The following is an 18,477-nucleotide window of genomic DNA, read 5'->3' as shown; positions in this document are numbered from 1 at the left end:
CACTCAGGTCAGAGCACCTGGCGTTCCTCAGCGAAGTGACACGCCGAGGCCAGACCGCCCGAACCGTGCGGGACCAGCGGTGGTTCCTCCTGCGAGCAGATGTCCTGCGCCTTCCAGCAGCGTGTCCGGAACCGGCAGCCCGACGGCGGGTTGACCGGGCTGGGCACGTCACCGGTGAGCACGATCCGCTGCCGTTCCCGCTCCTGGCGCGGGTCGGGCACCGGCACGGCGGACAGCAGCGCCTGCGTGTACGGGTGGGTCGGCCGGTTGTAGATGTCCTCCCTCGGCCCGATCTCGACGATCTTGCCCAGGTACATCACGGCCACGCGGTGTGAGATGTGCCGCACCACGGACAGGTCGTGCGCCACGAACAGGTACGCCAGGTTGAAGCGTTCCTGCAGCTCCTCCAGCAGGTTGACCACACCGGCCTGCACCGAGACGTCCAACGCGGACACCGGCTCGTCCAGGACGACCATCCGGGGGTTGAGCGCCAGCGCGCGGGCGATGCCGATGCGCTGCCGCTGACCGCCGGAGAACTCGTGGCCGTAGCGGTTGCGGTGCTCCGGGTTGAGGCCGACGAGCTCGAGCAGCTCGTCCACCCGCTGCTGGCGCTCCGCGTCCGACCCCTGGAAGCCGTGGATGTTGAACGGCTCCGACACGATGTCGTTGATCTGCCAGCGCGGGTTCAGCGACGCGTACGGGTCCTGGAACACGATCTGCATGTCCCGGCGGACCGCGCGCATGTCGCGGGTGCCCAACGTGGTCAGTTCCTTGCCGTCGAACTTCACCGAGCCCGATGTGGGCTTGTGCAGTTGCAGCACGGCACGGCCGGTCGTGGACTTGCCACAGCCGGACTCACCGACAAGGCCGAGCGTTTCGCCTTCGGCCAACGAGAAGCTCACACCCGACACGGCGTGCACCTGGCCGACCGTGCGCGGGATGATCCCACCGCCGCGCACCGGGAACGTCTTGACCAGGTCGTCGACCTCGAGCAGGGGTGCGGTGCCCGTGTCCTTCTTCACTTCAAGCGCCTGTGCGCTCATGCGTCCTCCGCCCGCTGCTCGTCCAGCCGCTTCTCCACGTCGGCCAGATCCTCGACCTGCACCAGGTCCGGTGCCTCCGCCACGAGGGCGGCCGGGTTCTCCACGACACCGATCTCGTCGGTGGCGAAGAGCCGCTGCGGGTCGTCGATCCCGGCGAGGTGCTCCCACCGGATGCAGCGTGCCTTGTGCGCGTCGTTGCCCGTCTGCACGAGCGGGGGCTCACCGGAGTGGCACTCGTCCGTGACGATCGGGCAGCGGGGCGAGAACACGCACCCGCTCGGCAGGTTCATCAGCGACGGCGGCGCGCCCTTGATCGGGGTGAGCCGCCTGCCCAGCAGTGCCGGGTTGGGGATGGAACCGAGCAGGCCGACGGTGTACGGCATCCTCGGCGACTCGAAGACGTCGTGCACGCCTCCGGTCTCCACCACTGTGCCGCCGTACATCACCTGCACGCGGTCGACCATGCCCGCGACGACACCCAGGTCGTGGGTGATCATCACGATCGCGGCGTTGGTCTCGTCGCGGATGTTCAGCAGCGTCTCGAGGATCTGCGCCTGCACGGTCACGTCGAGCGCGGTGGTCGGCTCGTCGGCGATGATCAGCTCAGGATCGTTGATGATCGACATGCCGATCACCGCGCGCTGGCGCATACCGCCGGAGAACTCGTGCGGGTACTGCTTCGCCCGCCGGTCCGGCTGCGGGATGCCCACCAGGGCGAGGGTCTCCACCGCCTTGGACCACGCCGCCGCCTTGGAGACGGCGTGGTGCGCCCGGTATGCCTCGGCCAGCTGGTAGCCGACCGTGAAAACCGGGTTGAGCGAAGTCATCGGATCCTGGAAGATCATGGCGATCTTGTTGCCGCGGTAACCCCGCATCTGCTTGTAGGTCAGGCCGACGAGTTCCTCACCCTGGAACTTGATCGAGCCGGTCACCTTGGCGGTCTTGGGAAGCAACCCCATGATCGCCATCGACGACACCGACTTGCCGGAACCCGACTCGCCGACGATGCCGAGAACTTCCCGCTGGCCCAAGGAGAACGACACGTTGCGCACCGCGTGCACGGCGCCGTCCTCGGTGTTGAAGTCCACCGAGAGGTCGGTGACCTCGAGCAGGCCACCGGTGGCCCGGTCCTCCGGCTGCGCACCCTTGAGCGCGGTGTCGCCGAAGTCTGTGAAGTCACTCATGCCCGCACCCTCTTCTGCCGTGGGTCGAACGCGTCACGCAGGCCGTCACCGATGAAGTTGACCGACAGCGAGATCAGCACGATGAAGATGAACGGGAAGTAGAACAGCCACGGATGCACCAGCAACTCGTTCTGGTTCTCGCTGATCAGCAGGCCGAGCGACGTGTCCGGGTACTGGACGCCGAGCCCGACGAACGACAGCGCGGACTCGAGCAGCACCGCCTGCGCGACGCAGATCGTGGCGTTGACGATCACCACGTCCATCGTGTTGGGCAGGATGTGCTTGAAGATCACTCGGCCGGGGCCGCCGCCGAGCGCCTTGGCGGCCTCGACGAACTCCTTCTCCCGCAGCGAGAGCACCATGCCCCGGACCGTCCGCGCGACGATCATCCAGTTGGTGAAGCCGAGGATGATGGCCACCTGCAGCCAGTTGCTCGACCCGCCGCCGCTGGCGATCTCCGCGGTGGAGAACGTGCTGCGCGACAGCACCGCGGCGATGAGGAAGGTCGGGATCATCAGCACGAGGTCGGTCAACCGCGAGACGGCGCTGTCGACCCAGCCGCGGTAGTAACCGGCGATCGCGCCGAGCACGACGCCGACGATGGTGTTGACCAACGCGGCGACGATCGCGATCTGCATCGAGAAGCCGGTACCGCTGAGCACCTTGGCGAACAGGTCGTCACCGATCTGCCCGGTGCCGAACGGGTGGTCGGCGCTCGGGGACTTGTAGCGGCCGAGGTTGAGGTCCGATGCCGCGTACTTCCACAGCATCGGACCGAAGATCGCGACCAGGACGAGCAGCGCGAAGATGATCAGCCCGGCGATGGCCGCCTTGTGCCGGAAGAACCGGCGCAGGACGACCTGCCATTGCTTGCGGGGCTTGGCGATCTCGATGCCGCTCGCCGCCGCGGTCGTGGTGGTAGTGGTGTCAGCCAAGGCGAATCCTCGGGTCGAGGCGTGCGTACAAGATGTCGGCGATGAGGTTGGATATGACGATGCCGATCGCCGTCAGCATGACCACACCAAGCACCATGTACGGCTCTTTCTCGTAGATGCTGCGGATCAGCAGCTTGCCCATCCCGGACCAGTTGAACACCGTTTCGGTGATCACCGCCCCGCCGACGAGCTGGCCGAAGTTGACCGCGAACACCGTCACGACCGGGATCAGGCCGTTGCGGAAGGCGTGCCGGAAGACCACCCGCCCCTGCGACAGGCCCTTGGCCTGTGCCGTGCGCACGTAGTCCTGGCCGAGCACATCCAGCATCGACGCCCGCTGGAACCGGCTGTAGAGCGCGAACTGGAGCGCGACCAGAGCGATCGTCGGCAGCATGAACGTACCGATGTACTGGGTGATCTGGTTTCCCAGGCTGCCTGAGAAGCCGCCCGGCGGCGGCCCGGCTGTGGTGATCCATCTGTTCATGCCGATGGACTCGAGGAAGTTGTTGAAGGGGATCGCGGCGCTCTTGAGCATCAGGCCGGTGCAGAACACCGGCATCGAGAAGAGCACGAACGCCACGCTCGTCGCCGAGTAGTCGAAGATCGAGTACTGGCGGACGGCACCGATCACCCCCACCGCCATGCCGATCAACAGCGCGAGGATCTCCGCACCGATGACCAGGCGGAACGTGACCCACAGGCCGTTGAGTACCTCGTTCTGAACATCCTTCGAGCCGGAACCGGGAATGACGGTCGTTCCCCAGTCGCCCTGGACGAACCCGCCTACCCAGTTCACATAACGCTCAAGGAACGGGTCGTTGTAACCCGAGCGCTCGTATGCGAGCGCGATCTCGTCCGGCGTTCGCGGTTTCTGGAGTTTCCACTCTCCGAGCGGGTCACCCATGCCCTGCACGAGCGCGAACACCAGAAACGAGCCGACGAGCAGCAGCGGAATCGTGATCAGGATCCGCCGCACGATGTAACGGAACACTTCGCTTACTCCTAGGGCCCGGCTCCCAGCGGTAGCAGGGTAGCCATGAACTTGAACGTGAGCAGGGCCGGTGCGGCGAGCCGTGGTTCGACACAGCCCGCGCACCGGCCCCCATCAAGCCCGGTTCAGCATTAGAAAGCTGTCACTACCGCTTGGTCCAGGCCCAAAGGTTCCAAGTCTGCCCACCCTGGAAGTTCAGGTAGGAGATGTCGCCGACCTTGCCGTCCGGACCCGTCACACCAATGGACGAATCGGAGGCGGTGAAGTCCGGCAGCTGGAACAGCGGGATCGAGTGCATGTCCTTGGCCATCAGCTTGTCGACCTCGTTGAGCTGCTTCGTGCGAGCCGCGAAGTCGAGGTTGCTGTTGGCCTCCGCCCAAATGCGGTCGACCTCCGGGTTGGAGTACAGGTTGTAGTTGGCGTTACCGCCCTTTTCCTTGGTCTGGTAGTTCTGGAACGCGCTGGACTTGGTCAGGCCGCCGACCCAGGCGAACAGTGCCGCGTCGAAGGCGCTGGCGGGCAGGTCGTCGGCGTTGAACTGGTCCTTCTGGCCGGAGTTGATCTGGATGCCGGCTTCCTTGCACTTCTGGGCGACGAGCTGCCAGGTCTTGTGGCGGCGGTCGACCGTCTTGTAGCCGAGGGTGAACTCCGCGCGGGTGCCGCCCTTGGCGTAGACGCCGTCGGCGCCGAGCTTCCAGCCCTTGTCCTCGAGCAGCTTCTTGGCGTCCGCGACCTTGCCCTCACCGATGCCCTGGTAGTGGTCCTCGTACCCGGCCTCGTTCGGCATGAAGACGAAGTTGCCGAGCGGCTTGGCGTTCGGGTCGATGTCCTTGACCAGGTTGTCGACGATGGCGTTGCGGTCGATGCAGGTCGCGACGGCCTGGCGGACCTCGGGGTTGTCCTTGAACAGCGGACGCGACATGTTGAAGTCGATGTGCTCGTAGGTCTGGCCGCCCTGGGCGAAGACCTTCACCGACGGGATGTTCTTGAGCTGGATGGCCGTCGGGCCGTCAGCCTGCACGTCGATCGACTGGACTTCCTTGTTCTGCAGCTGCTGCGACGCGGACTGCGCGTTGGTGTTCGTGCGGACGATCACCTTCGCCGGGCCGGACTTCGCGCCCCAGTACTTGTCGTTGCGCACCAGCACGAGCTCGTCGCGCAGGTCGGTGCTCTCGATCTTGAACGGACCGGCCGACGGGCCGATGTCCTTCTTGTAGCCCAGCCAGCCCTCGGTGTAGAACTTCACGACCTTGTCCGCCACCAGCTCCGGGCTGGTGCGTGTGAGCTTGGTGATGTCCGCGACGCCCGTCTGCTTCTCGAGGATGTGCGCGGGCAGCAGGGCGTCGTTGTTGGTGAACGAGAACAGGCCGCGGTAGTCGGCGACCGGCTTGTCGAAGGTCAGCGTGGCGGTCTTGAGGTCATCGGAGCACTTGACCTCCTTGATGTCCTCGTACCCGGCGGTCGACGAGTCGAACTTCTTGCCGGTGTCCTTGCCGCGGGTCAGGAACTGCAGGTAGATGTCCTTGCAGCCGATCGGGGCGCCGTCATCCCAGACGGCAGCCTTCTGGAACTTGTACTCCACGACCTGCGGGCTGGTGGACGTGACCTTGACCGACTCCATCAGGTCGCCGTCGATCTGCTGGAGGAACTGGCCGTTCTCGAACACGCCGATGTACGGCGACGGCAGCGTGGCCACCGTCATGAGCAGGTTCGAGGCGTTGTTGGTCGCGCCGATCAGGTTGTTGTAGTCGTGGAAGTTCTCCTCGGTCACCGTGGTGATGGTGCCGAGGTCGGGAACCTGGGGGCGCTTGTAGATCTTGTCCTGCCCGCCGATCTCACCCGGCTTCGCGTTCTGCTCGGTGGCCCCGCCACCGCTCGAGCTGTCCGACCCGGAGCCGCAGGCCCCGAGCACCATGCTCGCCGCGGCGAACAGCGCAATCGCGGAGACTGCCTTTGATCTCCTCATTGACACGTGCCCTCCTAGCACAGGGTCGTCTCCACAAGCCGATCTGTCGCTTGAGAAGCACCCAGACTGTAAGACGCGCTCAACTGCCGTGAGCCGCGCACTGCGGAGGAACGCTAGGAAGTCAAAAGGTCGTGGGTCACCAATGCCGGTCCGATCGTGACCAAAGGGTGACACGTCGATAGCAGTCGGCAACCCATCCGTTACCCGCTGGCACTATTTCGAAACCGGACAACCACGGAGAGCTAATTCTGCTTGCGTTGCCACCGGACCGCTGACGCGAACGGGGCGTTCAGCGGCGCGGTCAGGTCACCCGTTGTCAATTCCGCTCGGGCGGCAACCGAATCGGCCAACTGGAACAGCGGTAAGGCGACCGCTTGGCGCCATAGCCGGGGTTCGACGATGCCGATAGCCTCGGCCAATGACTTCGAGCCGTTGAGCGCGGCGTCGATGGTCGGCTGCAGGCTCTGGTCGCAGAACCCGACGACGTTGCCGGGCAGGGCTGTTTTCGGGTCGGCGGTGTTCGCCGGTGTGCACCCGTAGACCGAGGCCAGCACGGCCGCCGGGTTGTCGCCGACCGGTCGCGGACCGACCAGGATGTTCGGGCCCTTGTCCGTACCGCCGGAGCGCATCAGCTGGTCGGTGGTCTGGGTGGTCATCGTGACCTGGACACCCGCGGCGACGAGTTGCCGCTGGACCTCCTTGGCGACCGACAGGTACGGCTCCCGGTCGGTCGGGGCACCCAGCGTCACCGCCAGAGGGCGTCCTTCTCGTACCCAGATGCCCGATATGAGCGAGTAACCGGCTTGGGTGAGCAGTTGCTGCGCCGCGGCCTGATTTTGCGGCAGCGGGCCAGTGGGGGCGTATCCGGACTGTGACGGCGCGAGGACGAGCGAGTCCGCCCGTGTGCTCGGGCCGCCGCCGCTGCCGACCTTGATGACCTCGTCCCGGTCGATCAGGTTCACCAGCGCGGTGCGCACGCGGTCGTCCGCGAGGTCGGGGCCGGCCGGCCGGAGGAACAGGCTGACCACGCTCGGCCGTGGCGCCGCCTTCACCACGACCTTGTCGCCGAGCGACTGGAGCATGGCGACGCCACCCGCGTCCGTTCTCGCCACGACCAACTGGTCATGGCCGGTACGCAGGGCGTCGGTCAGGCCAGCCGGGTCGGCTCGGCGCAGCGTCACACGGTCGGCGACCGCGGGCTGCTCCCAGTACCGCTCGTTGCGTTCGAGCACGATCTCACCGCGCGGCATGTCCAACTGCTTGATCGAGAACGGCCCGGCGGTGGCCGGGTAACCGCTCTCCAGCACCTGATCCCAGCCGCCGGGGGCGTCCTTGAGCAGGTGGGCGGGCAGCAGCGACGAGAACAGCGACCGCCAGCCCGGGTACGGGCTGGCGAAGGTGACCTGGACGACCTTGCCGCTGTCCTCGGACTTGATGTCGGTGATCAGCCGGTACCCCGCGGAGTCGACGGCACCGGGCTCGTCGCGCATCTGCGCACGCAGGTAGAGGAAGTCCTCGGCGGCGATCGGCGCGCCGTCCGACCAGGCGGCGTCGCCCCTGATCCGGTAGGTGACGGTGTACGGCTCGTTCTTGGTGACGTCGGCCGAGACCATCAGGGTCCGGTCAAGCTGCGGGCTGCCGTCCGGCGCCGTGCGGAAGGCGCTCGGCAGCAACAGGGTGGACAGCGCGGTGGTGATCGTGGACTGGTCGGCCAGCGCGTGCGGGTTGTAACCCCCAGTGATGCTGTCGACACCGACGACGATCTCGCCGGGCTTGGCCGCGGCGGCCGACGGCCTCGGCGCGACCGTGCCGACAACCGGCGGTGGAGGCGTGTTCGAGCAGGCGGAAAGCACCGCCACAGCAGCAACCACCGCGACGGCCATTCGCATGGCTCGACACCCCCTTGAGGCAGAGGATGCCATTGTCCAAGAACCCACGCACGCGAGTTTCCCAGCTCATGGCCGCTCGTGTAGGGCGAACACCGCATTTCGCGGCATGACGGAAAACACCAGGTCCCGATGTGAACCTTCGCGGGCGGATCCTTTGCGGACTACTGGTTGAGCTTCGGCAGATCATGACCGCAGACTGCCTCGGCCGCTTTCTCCGCCGCCTGCGACCGCGGGTGCGCGGGGCCGTACTCGATCACGATGCCGCGTTTCGGCTTCGTCTTGGCGACGTACTGGCCGACTTCGGTGCTGGTGGCGGCCCACTCGATCAGCGCCGTGCGCAGCGCGCCTTCGGCGTGGTTGGCTATCGAACCGAGCCGCGCGGCGAAATCCTCGTACAACCCGGCAGTCGCCGTCCGCAGTTGGGCGCCGTCCTTGTAGCGGCCGATCGCCATGCCCTGCGCGAAGAGGTGGCTGAAAGCGGCGGCGTCCACCAGTTCGCAGACGCGAGCCGTCCGGTCGACGACAGCCGTCGTTGTCGCGGCTGTCGTCGTCACCGGTGTGCTGGAAGTCGTGGACGTCGTCACCGTCGGTTGCGGCGCCTGGTTCTCGGGCTGCCCAGAGCAACCGGCGAGTACGAGGACGATGGCCAACGGCACCGTCATCCTGCTGATCAAGGGCCCCTCGCTTCCTCCCGGCGACCGTGTCGGCCGAACGGTAGGGCGAGGGGCTGGGGAGGAGTCCCCGATCAGCCCTGGGTCTTGGCGCGCGACCGGGCGCGGGCGCGCTGGGTGGAGTCCAGGATCAGCTTGCGCACGCGGACGATGCTGGGCGCGACCTCGACGCACTCGTCGCTGGCGCAGAACTCCAGCGCCTCCTCCAGGCCCAGCTTGCGCGGCCGGGCGAGGCGCTCGAGCTCGTCACCGGTGGACGAACGCATGTTGGTGAGCTTCTTCTCCCTGGCCACGTTCACGTCGAGGTCCTCGGCGCGCGGGTTCTCCCCGACGACCATGCCCTCGTAGGAGTCCTGGCCGGGCTCGACGAAGAACGTGCCGCGGTCGGCCAGCTGGATCATCGCGTACGCGGTGATCGGGCCGGTCCGGTCGGCGACCAACGAGCCGCTGTGCCGGGTGCGCAGCTCGCCCACCCACGGGAAGTAGCCCTCGAACACGTGGTTGGCGATGCCGGTACCCCGGGTCTCGGTGAGGAACTCGGTGCGGAAGCCGATCAGGCCGCGGGCCGGGATCACGTACTCGACGCGGATCCGGCCGGTGCCGTGCCCGCCCATGTGCTCCAGCTTGCCCTTGCGGGCCGCGGCCAGCTGCGTGATCGCGCCGAGGTGCTCTTCGGGGGCGTCGATGGTGAGCCGCTCGAACGGCTCGCACAGCTTGCCGTCGATGGTCCTGGTGACCACCTGCGGCTTGCCGACGGTCAGCTCGAAGCCCTCCCGGCGCATGGTCTCGACCAGGATCGCCAGCGCGAGCTCGCCACGGCCCTGGACCTCCCAGGTGTCCGGGCGCTCGGTCGGCAGGACCTTGATGCTCACGTTGCCGACGAGCTCGGCGTCCAGCCGGGCCTTGAGCACGCGGGCGGTCAGCTTGGTGCCGCCGTTGCGGCCCGCCAGCGGCGAGGTGTTCACACCGATGGTCATGGCGATCGCGGGCTCGTCGACTGTGATCCGGGGCAGCGGGACGGGGTTGTCCACGTCGGCGAGGGTGTCGCCGATGGTGATGTCCGGGATGCCGGAGATGGCGACGAGGTCGCCTGCCTCGGCCTCCTCACCGGGCACGCGCTCGAGCGCCTCGGTGACCAGCAGTTCGGCGATGCGGACGTTGGAGACGGTGCCGTCCGCCCGGCACCAGGCCACGGTCTGGCCCTTGCGCAGCTTGCCCGCGTGGATGCGGCAGAGCGCGATCCGGCCGAGGAAGCTGGAGGCGTCCAGGTTGGTGACGAGTGCCTGCAGCGGCGCGTCCGGGTCGCCGGTGGGCGACGGGATGTGCTTGAGCAGCACGTCGAACAGCGGGTCCAGGTTCTCGCTGTCGGGCAGGCCGCCGTCTTCCGGCTGGGCCAGCGAGGCGCGGCCGGCGCGGGCGGAGGCGTACACGACCGGCAGGTCCAGCACGGCGTCCAGGTCTTCCAGCTCCAGGTCGCCCGCGAGGTCGAGCAGCAGGTCGTGGCTCTCGCTGACGACCTCCGCGATCCGGGCGTCCGGGCGGTCCACCTTGTTGACCACGAGCACGACGGGCAGACCGGCGGCCAGCGCCTTGCGCAGCACGAACCGGGTCTGCGGCAGCGGGCCCTCGCTGGCGTCGACCAGCAGCAGCACGCCGTCGACCATGGACAGGCCGCGCTCGACCTCGCCGCCGAAGTCGGCGTGGCCGGGGGTGTCGACCACGTTGATGGTGACCACGCCGTCCGCGGTGTGCCTGCGGACCGCGGTGTTCTTGGCGAGGATGGTGATGCCCTTCTCCCGCTCGAGTTCGCCGGAGTCCATCACGCGGTCGACCATCTCGGCGCGCTCGCCGAAGGCGCCGGACTGGCGCAGCATGGCGTCGACGAGAGTGGTCTTGCCGTGGTCGACGTGCGCCACGATCGCGACGTTGCGCAGGTCCGTCCTGGTCCTGCTGGCAGTGGCTGATGCGGGCACGCGAGAGCTCCTGTACCTCGGTAACGGGAATGGCCCCACGCTCCAATGCGGACGAGGCCCGTCTGAAAGGTTACCCTGACCTTCGGTGTGACCAGCCGCACAGGGAGGATCAAGCAAGGTTAACCTAGCCTTACTTCGACCCCAAACCCGAGGGTGGAGCACGCGCGTGGGCAAGAAGAAGATCAAAGCCAAGTACGTGGGCAAGACGCCCGCGGAAACAGTGCGCAACCTCATGAAGGCGGGCAAGGTCAAGAAGAAGTGCTGCAAGTCCAAGGACCGCTGCGGCAAGTGCCCGGTGCTCGCCCTGCGCAAGGCCAAGGCCGCCGCTGCCTAGGCGGGCGAGCACCTGCTCAGCACCGGATCGGCCAGTGCCCGCGTCGGCCCGCAGAGGGTTTGCCCACGGGTCGCGAAGAGTTCATCTCGGGACGGGCCGGGGCGTACGGCGGTGCCACCACGGCGTCACCCAAAGCGGGCCATGCCCCAATTTGTGCACAGCGTTGGTAAAAGAACATTCAAATGCGCATTTCGAGCGGTCGGCCCGGACCGGCTGGCGGTCGATCCGGGCAGTTCGGTTCACGCCGAATCACAGTACCGTCGTCACGGTATCGACAATTTCGCGCTAACTGGCGAGCGCTTCGTTCACCCTGGCGAGTTCCGGGGCCGTGCGCGTGGCCTCGAACTCGACGACCTCGTGCCGGACCATGTGGGCCATGTCCAGCGGATCGCTGGCCAGCAGGGCTTCCAGCTTGGCACGGGCCATCGGCCGGGTGATGATCACGCGCCCGGTCCGCGTCGGCTGACGACCGGAGCACAGAAAGTGCCCGGCGTCATAGTGCTTGCTGAGCCATTCCATATGATCAGGCAGGAGATAGTCGATCTCTTCTATGGGGGCTTTGTAGGCCAGCATCACGATGTACATGCGATTTACGGTACGCCCGGCATAGCACCAGAGGAATCGAATGAGCGCGGCATATACGCGTTCTTTATGCGCCCTGCTACCCTGAGCGCATGCACAGCAACACCGGCATGTGGTGGGCCGCGCCAGGCGGCCATCCTGCTGTGCGCTGACAAGCCACAGGCCGCCCACCGGGCGGCCTTTTTCATGTCCCCCGGCGGCGGCCACACCGTTGCAGAGGGAGGACAACCGATGACGAGACTGTCCGGCGCGACCCCGTCCGGCCGTGCCCAGCTGGGCAACTACCTGGGAGCGATCCGCCAGTGGGCCCGTGAGGGCGCCGACGACGACCTGTACTTCGTCAGCGACATGCACGCGATGACGACGGCGTACAACCCACAGCGGCTGAGAGCCCTCAGCCGCGAGATGCTCGCGGTGCTGATCGGCTCGGGCATCAAACCGGAGCGGGTCTTCGTCCAGTCGGACATCGCCAGCCAGCTGACCGCGCTGACGTGGGTGCTGGAATGCACCTGCACCTTCGGCGAGGTGGCCAGGATGATCCAGTTCAAGGAGAAGTCGGCAGGCGCGAAGACGGTCCGACTGGGCCTGCTGACGTACCCGGTGCTGATGGCGGCGGACATCCTGCTGCCGGGAGCCGACGAGGTCCCGGTGGGCGAGGACCAGGCACAGCACGTGGAACTGGCCAGGGCGCTGGCGCGAAGGTTCAACAGCACCTACGGCGAGGCGTTCGTCGTGCCGAAGGCGGTGACCCCGAAGGTGGCGGCCCGCATCCGTGACCTGGCAGCCCCCGAACGCAAGATGGCCAAGTCGGCACGCGACGAAGCCGGTGTGGTGTTCGTACTCGACGCCCCCGACATGATCCGCCGCAAGTTCCGCCGCGCCGTGACCGACGGCTACGAGCGAGTCGAGTACCGACCGGACGAACAACCAGGGGTGGCGAACATGCTCGAGATCCTCAGCGCATGCACAGGAAAGTCACCGCAGGACACGGCCGACGGCATCGACTCGTACCGCGTGCTCAAGGAAACGACGGCGGACGCCGTGATCGAAGAGCTGCGAGGTGTCCGCAACCGCACGGAGGACCTGCTGGCCGACCCCGCCGAACTCGACCGGATCAGGAGTACGGGCGCCGAACGCGCCTCGGAACGCGGACGGCACCGGCTGGCAGCGGTGACCCGACTCGCCGGAATCGGTTGAAGCACAGATCGGAGACGCTGGCGCATGCAGGTCGGCATGCGCCAGCACACCGCACAGGGATTTGACGGCTCGGCGTGCGCGCAAGCGCAGAGTAGGCGGCGTGCGCGCAAGCGCAGAGTGGTGCTTCGGGGGTGTCTCCTGCCCGTCGGCCTGGGCGAAGCCAACCACGGGCTGTCAAGAGGTCCGCCTCCCCAACAGGCGGGCCCAGCGATAGTCATACGGACCTCTTGACTGTCCGTGGTTCCCTGGGGCAGGTCGACGGGCAGGAGGCGCCCGCGCCTCACAACCCCGGGTCATGAAGGTATGCGCCGGGAGAAACACGACGCGAAGAACCTCCTGCTTTGAGGTCTGCCACCCGGCGAGGGGCTATCTTTCCCCCACAGGATCCCGAGCCTTGACCAGGAGTAAGGCGTGGTCACTAGACCCGCAATGGAGATCCCGGGTCTGAAAAGACGGAAAGACGAAAAGACGGAAAGACAAAGAAGGTCCCTCGCCGGGAGGCAGACCTCTGAGCAGGAGGTCTTCGCGCCGTGTTCCTCCCGGCGCACGCTTCAGTGACCCGGGGTTTCAGGGCGCGGGTGTCCCCTGCCCGTCGACCTGCCCAAGGGAACCACGGACTATCAAGAGGTCCGTAGGGCTGTCGCTGGGCCCGCCTGTTGGGGAGGCGGACCTCTGGACAGCCCGTGGTTGGCTTCGCCCAGGCCGACGGGCAGGAGACACCCCCGAAGCCGACCTCTGCGCTAGCGCGCAAGCCGTTGTGGGTTTGCTTTGCGCTAGCGCGCAAGCCGTTGCGGGTTGAGTTGCTTACGTCCCGGTAGCCGATTCTTCAACAAGGGCACGGAACACCGGCACCAGGATTCGATCCGCAGGCAGCCACTCCACGTCCTCGAGTTCTTCCCTGTTCAACCACCGAAGTGCCTTGTGCTCTACCGCTACCGGGTCCGCTTCCGTTGTAGCACAGTAGATCCGCAGCAGTTTCCCGCCGGGTAGCACGACATCCGGCCCGATCGCGTCCCCCGGCGAAACCTCGATGCCCAACTCCTCCTGGCATTCGCGCCGAACAGCCGCGCTGTCACTCTCCCCCGGTTCGACGCGACCGCCTGGCAGCTCCCACATCCCGGCTACTTCAGCGGGAAAAGCCCGCTGCTGAGCCAGGATCCGACCGTCGCGCACTATCGCCGTTCCCACGACGACAGTCGCGCCGGTCAACTCCTCCGCCCGTTGCCGGACGCCGGAGGCCAGCGAATCCAACAGCGACAGAACCGGTCGGCGGACCGCTATCCCGTCCACGAAAGCGTTGGGCGACAACCAGGACAACGAGCACGTAAGCGATGTCCCCACACCGGAAGCCGCGCAGGTCGACGTCAACCGCGCGCCGCGGAACGGTTTTCCCGGCAGCACCGCGATGATCTGCTCCGACGAAACAGAAACCACGTGCGCCCGTTCGGACACCAACTCGATCACCGCTCCAGCCACCGTACGCGCGGGCGCGTCGACTGTCACCGTGGTCCGCAACGCGGGCATCAGGGCCGCACCAACGGCAGGAAGACCTCGTCCACGATCGACTCGATCGTCTCGTCCGCAACAGCGCCGTACTGCAGGACTTCCACGCGCATCAGGTCGAGGGGCAGTGTCCGCAACCGCTCCGACAGGCCGGGACGCACCTCGCCTCGGTCCTCCGCGCGTTCGAGGATCGCGACCATCCGCGCCGGGTTCACCGCGACGAACCGCCCTCGGATCCTGTCCCGCAACTCTTCCCCCGCGTCGGCCAGCAGGCCGAAGAACAGGTGCAGCGTCTCGGGGGTGGCCTGGTCCGCGATGCCTCTCAGCAGGGCGATGACGTCGGCGCGCAGGCTGCCGGTGTCCGGCACTTCGACCTGGTGCGCCGCGAACCTCGTGTAGGCGTCCACGATCAGCTCGGCCCGGCCGGGCCAGCGCCGGTAGAGCGCCGCTTTGCTGGTCCGCGCCCGGATCGCGATCCGTTCCATGCTCACCGCTGTGTAGCCGACCTCGGTGAGCTCGTCGACGGCCGCACGCAGGATCGCTTCCTCGAGCGCCTCGCCACGTCGGCGTGGCCCCTTCCGATGATCGAAATCCACCCGTAACAGCATAGGCCAAAACACGCCAATATGGCCGATGACCTGCTCATTCATCGACCCGAACACGTTGCGCGAATCAATTCAACGCTTGTAGAATACAAGGCAGGAGCGACGAAAGGGAAGGAATGATCACATACCCGCAGCAACGCACGTGCCCGTACCACCCCGCCTCAGGTTACGAGGAACTGCGGGACGGCACGCCGTTGCGCAAGATCCGATTGGTCAACGGCCAGGAGGCATGGGTCGTCTCCGGCCATGACCAGGCCCGCGCGCTGCTCGCCGACCCACGGGTTTCGGCGGACCGCACCAACGCGGGCTTCCCGATGATCGTGCCGCCCGCGGTCAAGGCCGTCCACACATCGCCGAACCGCCCGTTCATCGTGCGCGACGACCCCGAGCACAACCGGGTGCGGCGCATGCTGATCTCCGAGTTCACCATCCGGCGGCTCCGGGAGATGCGGCCCGACATCGAGCAGGTCGTGCACGACACCATCGACACCATGCTCGCGGCAGGCCCGCCCACCGACCTGGTGACCGCGTTCTCCCTGCCGGTTCCGTCGCTGGTGATCAGCCGCCTGCTCGGCGTTCCCTACGCCGACCACGAGTTCTTCGAGAAAGCCACGTCCGACATCCTGCGCGGCAGGACGCCCGAGGTGTCCGTCAAGGCCACCCAGGACCTGATCGGCTACATGACCGCGCTGGCGCAGGACCCGCCGCCGGGCCTGATCGCCCGCCTCAAGGCCGACCATGTCGACACGGGCGCGATGACCACGGACGACCTGGCGTTCACAGCGCTGCTGCTGCTCGGCGCGGGCCACGAGACCACCGCGTCGATGATCACCCTGTCGGTGATCACCCTGCTCGAACACCCGGAGCAGCTCGCCGCCTTCCGGGCCGACCCGGGCACCGTGCCGGCCTCGGTCGAGGAACTGCTGCGCTACCTGACGATCGTGGAGTCGATCCTGCGCGTCGCGGTCGACGACATCGCCATCGCGGACGTGGTCATCAAGGCCGGTGAGGGCATCGTGATCGCCAGCAGCCTCGTCAACCGCGCGGCGGACGCGTTCGACGACCCCGACCGCTTCGACCTGGGCCGGGAAGCCGCGCACCACGTCGCGTTCGGCTACGGCGTGCACCAGTGCCTCGGGCAGAACCTGGCGCGGGCGGAACTCCACCTGGCACTTCCCGCGTTGTTCGACCGGGTCCCGGGGTTGCGCCTGGCGGCGCCGGTCGACGAGCTCGAACTGCGCCCGATCATGACGATCCAGGGGGTCGACGCGCTGCCGGTGACGTGGTGAACGCGTTTCCTGACATTGTCCTGACGAAGGCCTCGGCGGGGCGTAAGTAGTGGTAGGAGTGGGATATGCACGTTGAAGGTGACCGTGAGGTGTGCGTCGGCGCGGGAATGTGTGTGCTGACCGCCCCCGATGTGTTCGACCAGGACGACGACGGCATCGTGAAGGTGCTGCACGAGCAGCCCGACGCGGGCGAGGAGGACGTGGTCCGGCAGGCGGCCACGCTCTGCCCGTCCGGCGCCGTCAAACTCCTGACATAGCCTCCGCTAGAGGGACTTCCACCGGACCTGGAACCGCGCGCCGCCGTCCGGCGACTCGGTGACCAGGACTTGTCCGTTGCGTCTGCGGACGAGCTCGGCGACGAGGGCGAGACCGAGACCGGATCCACCGGTCTGTCTCGCCCGGTCGTCCTGCACCCGGTAGAAGCGGTCGAACACCTTCTCCCGGTGTTCCGGTGCGATCCCGGGGCCGTCGTCGTCCACGATCAGCCGGATGAACTGGCCCGCGGGCAGCACCGCGACGGTGATCTGGGCGCGGGCGTAACGCACCGCGTTGCGCACCAGGTTGTCCAGCACGAGGTCCACTTCGGCCGGTGCGGCGAGGACCCACGCCGAGCCCGTCGGCGCCTGTAGCGTCACCCTGGCCGAGTCGTTGCCGCAGCGCGCGATCGCGGCGTCCGCGGCGGCGACGAGGTCGACCGGTTGCGCCACCGGCAGTTCCCCCGCGTCCGACCGGGCGAGCGTGAGCAGGCCGTCCACCAATGTGGACAGCCGCTCGGACTCCTGCACGATGTCGGCGAGGACCTCCTGGGACAGCACCGGGTCGGGGTTGGCGACGGCCACTTCGGCCTGCACCCTGATCGACGCGACCGGGGACCGCAGCTCGTGCGCGGCGTCACCGGTGAACCGGCGCAGGCGTTCGGTCGCCTCGTCGCGGCGTTCGAGCAGTCCGTTGATCGCACCGGCGAGTGACCGCAGCTCGTCGTGCGAGTCGGGCAGCGGCAACCGTTGCCCCGCAGGCAGCCGGGCGGCCGACAGCCGCATCCGTTCCACCGGGCGCAGCGACGACCGCACGGAGAACCACGTGGCGATCCCGGTGGCGGCCGCGCCGAGCAGGCCCGCGATCAGCAGCCAGTTGAGGCCGTGCCGCTGCGCCTCCTCGTACCCGGACAGGCCGGTTCCCGCGACGACGAGGCGTTGTGCGCCGTCCGGCGCGGTGACGACTGTGCCGATCCACCGCGTCGGCGGGTCGTCGGCGAACTGGGTCACCGGCTCGGCGCCCTTCAGCTCGCGCACGACCCAGTCCTTCAGGCCGAGACCGGGCAGGCCGTCCTGCGGCGCCCCTGCCGTGTCCAGCACCCTGACCTGCACGTACGGCGTGTCCGGGTGCGGTGTGCGGCCCGCGCGGACGTCGCCGATCGCGGCGTCGAGGATCGGCCTCAGCTCGCGGTCGGTCGACGAGATCAGCAGCCCGCCGATCCCCCGCCCGGACAACCAGGCCAGGCCGAGCAGGATGGCCAGGGTCGCCGCGGTGGCCATGGTCGCGATCCGGAACCGGATGGACCGCCGGAACCAGGCCTCCTTGAGTTTCCTCATGTGCCCATCACGGCGTCGATCTCACCGGTGGACGCCAGGTAGCCGTGCCCGCGTACCGTGCGGACGATCGCGCCCGCGCCGACCGCTTCCAGCTTGCGCCGCAGGTAGCCGACGTACACCTCCACGGCGTTGCGTGTCGCCGCCTGCTCGTCGCCCCAGACCGCTCTCAGCAACTCGTCCTTGGTCACGACCGAGCCCGCCCGGCTGGCCAGGACGTCCAGCACGGCGAACTCGCGCGGGCTCAGCGACACCGGCTCGCCCGCCATGCTGACCTGCCGTGTCGCCCGGTCCACCACGAGCTCGCCCAGCCGCAGCCGCTGGCCGGAGCCCTCGGCCGAGCCGCGCCGCAACAAAGCCCGCACCTGGGCGACGAGCACCACGAACGAGAACGGTTTGACCAGATAGCCGTCAGCACCGAGGTCCAGGCCGTCGGCCTGGTCGATCTCGCCGTCCTTGGCCGACACCAGCAGCACGGGTGTGCGCACGCCTTCCCCGCGCAACGCCTGCAGCACGCGGTAACCGGACAAACCCGGCAGCATGATGTCGAGCAGGATGACGTCGAACGAACCGGTCCGCGCGACGTGCAGCGCGCTCGGGCCGTCCGAGGCCACCACGACGTCCATCCCTTCCGCGGTCAGACCGCGTTGCAGGGCCCGGCGCACGCCCGGTTCGTCGTCAACCACAAGCACCCGAGGTCTCACGCGGACAGCATGCCCGCCTCTC

17 protein-coding genes are annotated in these 18,477 nt (G+C 67.6%); 4 read left to right on the top strand and 13 right to left on the bottom strand.

Annotated features, from left to right (window positions below):
* Positions 1-8 precede the first annotated feature (8 nt).
* The 8 genes from ALI144C_RS34270 to typA all read right to left on the bottom strand — a co-directional run bounded on the left by ALI144C_RS34270 (position 9) and on the right by typA (position 10,652).
* Entirely contained in the window at positions 9-1,043 is a 1,035-nt protein-coding gene (locus tag ALI144C_RS34270) for an ABC transporter ATP-binding protein (RefSeq protein WP_076991335.1), read from the bottom strand.
* Positions 1,040-2,227 (bottom strand): ABC transporter ATP-binding protein, encoded by a 1,188-nt coding sequence (locus ALI144C_RS34265; RefSeq protein ID WP_076991334.1) that lies wholly within the window; start codon positions 2,225-2,227, stop codon positions 1,040-1,042. Before ALI144C_RS34265 ends, ALI144C_RS34270 begins: the two co-directional genes overlap by 4 nt.
* Positions 2,224-3,162 (bottom strand): ABC transporter permease, encoded by a 939-nt coding sequence (locus ALI144C_RS34260; protein WP_076991333.1) that lies wholly within the window; start codon positions 3,160-3,162, stop codon positions 2,224-2,226. Before ALI144C_RS34260 ends, ALI144C_RS34265 begins: the two co-directional genes overlap by 4 nt.
* A complete protein-coding gene (locus tag ALI144C_RS34255; RefSeq protein ID WP_076991332.1) occupies positions 3,155-4,153 on the bottom strand; it encodes an ABC transporter permease in 999 nt (332 codons plus the stop codon). Before ALI144C_RS34255 ends, ALI144C_RS34260 begins: the two co-directional genes overlap by 8 nt.
* A gap of 145 nt (positions 4,154-4,298) precedes the next feature.
* Positions 4,299-6,119, bottom strand: a complete 1,821-nt coding sequence (locus ALI144C_RS34250; RefSeq protein ID WP_076991331.1) for an ABC transporter family substrate-binding protein — start codon at positions 6,117-6,119, stop codon at positions 4,299-4,301.
* Between the two features lie 242 nt (positions 6,120-6,361).
* Entirely contained in the window at positions 6,362-8,008 is a 1,647-nt protein-coding gene (locus ALI144C_RS34245; RefSeq protein ID WP_076991330.1) for an ABC transporter family substrate-binding protein, read from the bottom strand.
* 161 nt (positions 8,009-8,169) lie between these two features.
* Positions 8,170-8,682: a hypothetical protein gene (locus tag ALI144C_RS34240; RefSeq protein ID WP_076991329.1), complete on the bottom strand. Its 513-nt coding sequence runs from the start codon at positions 8,680-8,682 to the stop codon at positions 8,170-8,172.
* 71 nt (positions 8,683-8,753) lie between these two features.
* Positions 8,754-10,652 carry a translational GTPase TypA gene (gene typA / locus ALI144C_RS34235; RefSeq protein WP_076991328.1) on the bottom strand — a complete coding sequence of 633 codons (1,899 nt, stop codon included), beginning with the start codon at positions 10,650-10,652 and terminating at the stop codon, positions 8,754-8,756.
* A gap of 166 nt (positions 10,653-10,818) precedes the next feature.
* Here typA and ALI144C_RS55855 point away from each other — a divergent pair, with 166 nt between their 5' ends.
* The gene (locus ALI144C_RS55855; RefSeq protein WP_157232873.1) at positions 10,819-10,986 is read left to right on the top strand and encodes a hypothetical protein; all 168 of its coding nucleotides are present in this window, start codon (positions 10,819-10,821) and stop codon (positions 10,984-10,986) included.
* Between the two features lie 285 nt (positions 10,987-11,271).
* Here ALI144C_RS55855 and ALI144C_RS34230 read toward each other — a convergent pair whose 3' ends face one another.
* On the bottom strand, positions 11,272-11,571 hold the full coding sequence (locus ALI144C_RS34230) for a YciI family protein (protein WP_076991327.1): 300 nt from the start codon (positions 11,569-11,571) through the stop codon (positions 11,272-11,274).
* Between the two features lie 228 nt (positions 11,572-11,799).
* On the opposite strand from ALI144C_RS34230, the gene trpS reads away from it, so the two are divergent.
* On the top strand, positions 11,800-12,765 hold the full coding sequence (trpS, locus tag ALI144C_RS34225; protein WP_076991326.1) for a tryptophan--tRNA ligase: 966 nt from the start codon (positions 11,800-11,802) through the stop codon (positions 12,763-12,765).
* An 804-nt stretch (positions 12,766-13,569) separates the two neighbouring features.
* Here trpS and ALI144C_RS53680 read toward each other — a convergent pair.
* On the bottom strand, positions 13,570-14,289 hold the full coding sequence (locus tag ALI144C_RS53680) for a (deoxy)nucleoside triphosphate pyrophosphohydrolase (RefSeq protein WP_083753628.1): 720 nt from the start codon (positions 14,287-14,289) through the stop codon (positions 13,570-13,572).
* Entirely contained in the window at positions 14,289-14,864 is a 576-nt protein-coding gene (locus ALI144C_RS34215; RefSeq protein ID WP_237774454.1) for a TetR/AcrR family transcriptional regulator, read from the bottom strand. The genes ALI144C_RS53680 and ALI144C_RS34215 overlap by 1 nt, the downstream gene beginning before the upstream one ends.
* A gap of 125 nt (positions 14,865-14,989) precedes the next feature.
* Here ALI144C_RS34215 and ALI144C_RS34210 point away from each other — a divergent pair, with 125 nt between their 5' ends.
* Both ALI144C_RS34210 and ALI144C_RS34205 read left to right on the top strand, forming a co-directional pair.
* On the top strand, positions 14,990-16,162 hold the full coding sequence (locus ALI144C_RS34210) for a cytochrome P450 (protein WP_076991324.1): 1,173 nt from the start codon (positions 14,990-14,992) through the stop codon (positions 16,160-16,162).
* Between the two features lie 65 nt (positions 16,163-16,227).
* Entirely contained in the window at positions 16,228-16,419 is a 192-nt protein-coding gene (locus tag ALI144C_RS34205) for a ferredoxin (RefSeq protein WP_076991323.1), read from the top strand.
* Positions 16,420-16,425: 6 nt separating this feature from the next.
* On the opposite strand, the gene ALI144C_RS34200 is transcribed toward ALI144C_RS34205, so the two are convergent.
* Both ALI144C_RS34200 and ALI144C_RS34195 read right to left on the bottom strand, forming a co-directional pair.
* Positions 16,426-17,754, bottom strand: coding sequence for a sensor histidine kinase (locus ALI144C_RS34200; protein ID WP_076991322.1), 1,329 nt, complete (start codon positions 17,752-17,754; stop codon positions 16,426-16,428).
* A complete protein-coding gene (locus tag ALI144C_RS34195; protein ID WP_237774453.1) occupies positions 17,751-18,455 on the bottom strand; it encodes a response regulator transcription factor in 705 nt (234 codons plus the stop codon). The genes ALI144C_RS34200 and ALI144C_RS34195 overlap by 4 nt, the downstream gene beginning before the upstream one ends.
* Positions 18,456-18,477: the final 22 nt, after the last annotated feature.

This window comes from Actinosynnema sp. ALI-1.44 (assembly GCF_001984155.1).
Classification (GTDB): domain Bacteria; phylum Actinomycetota; class Actinomycetes; order Mycobacteriales; family Pseudonocardiaceae; genus Kibdelosporangium.
This window is presented reverse-complemented; position numbering and strand designations above follow the sequence as displayed.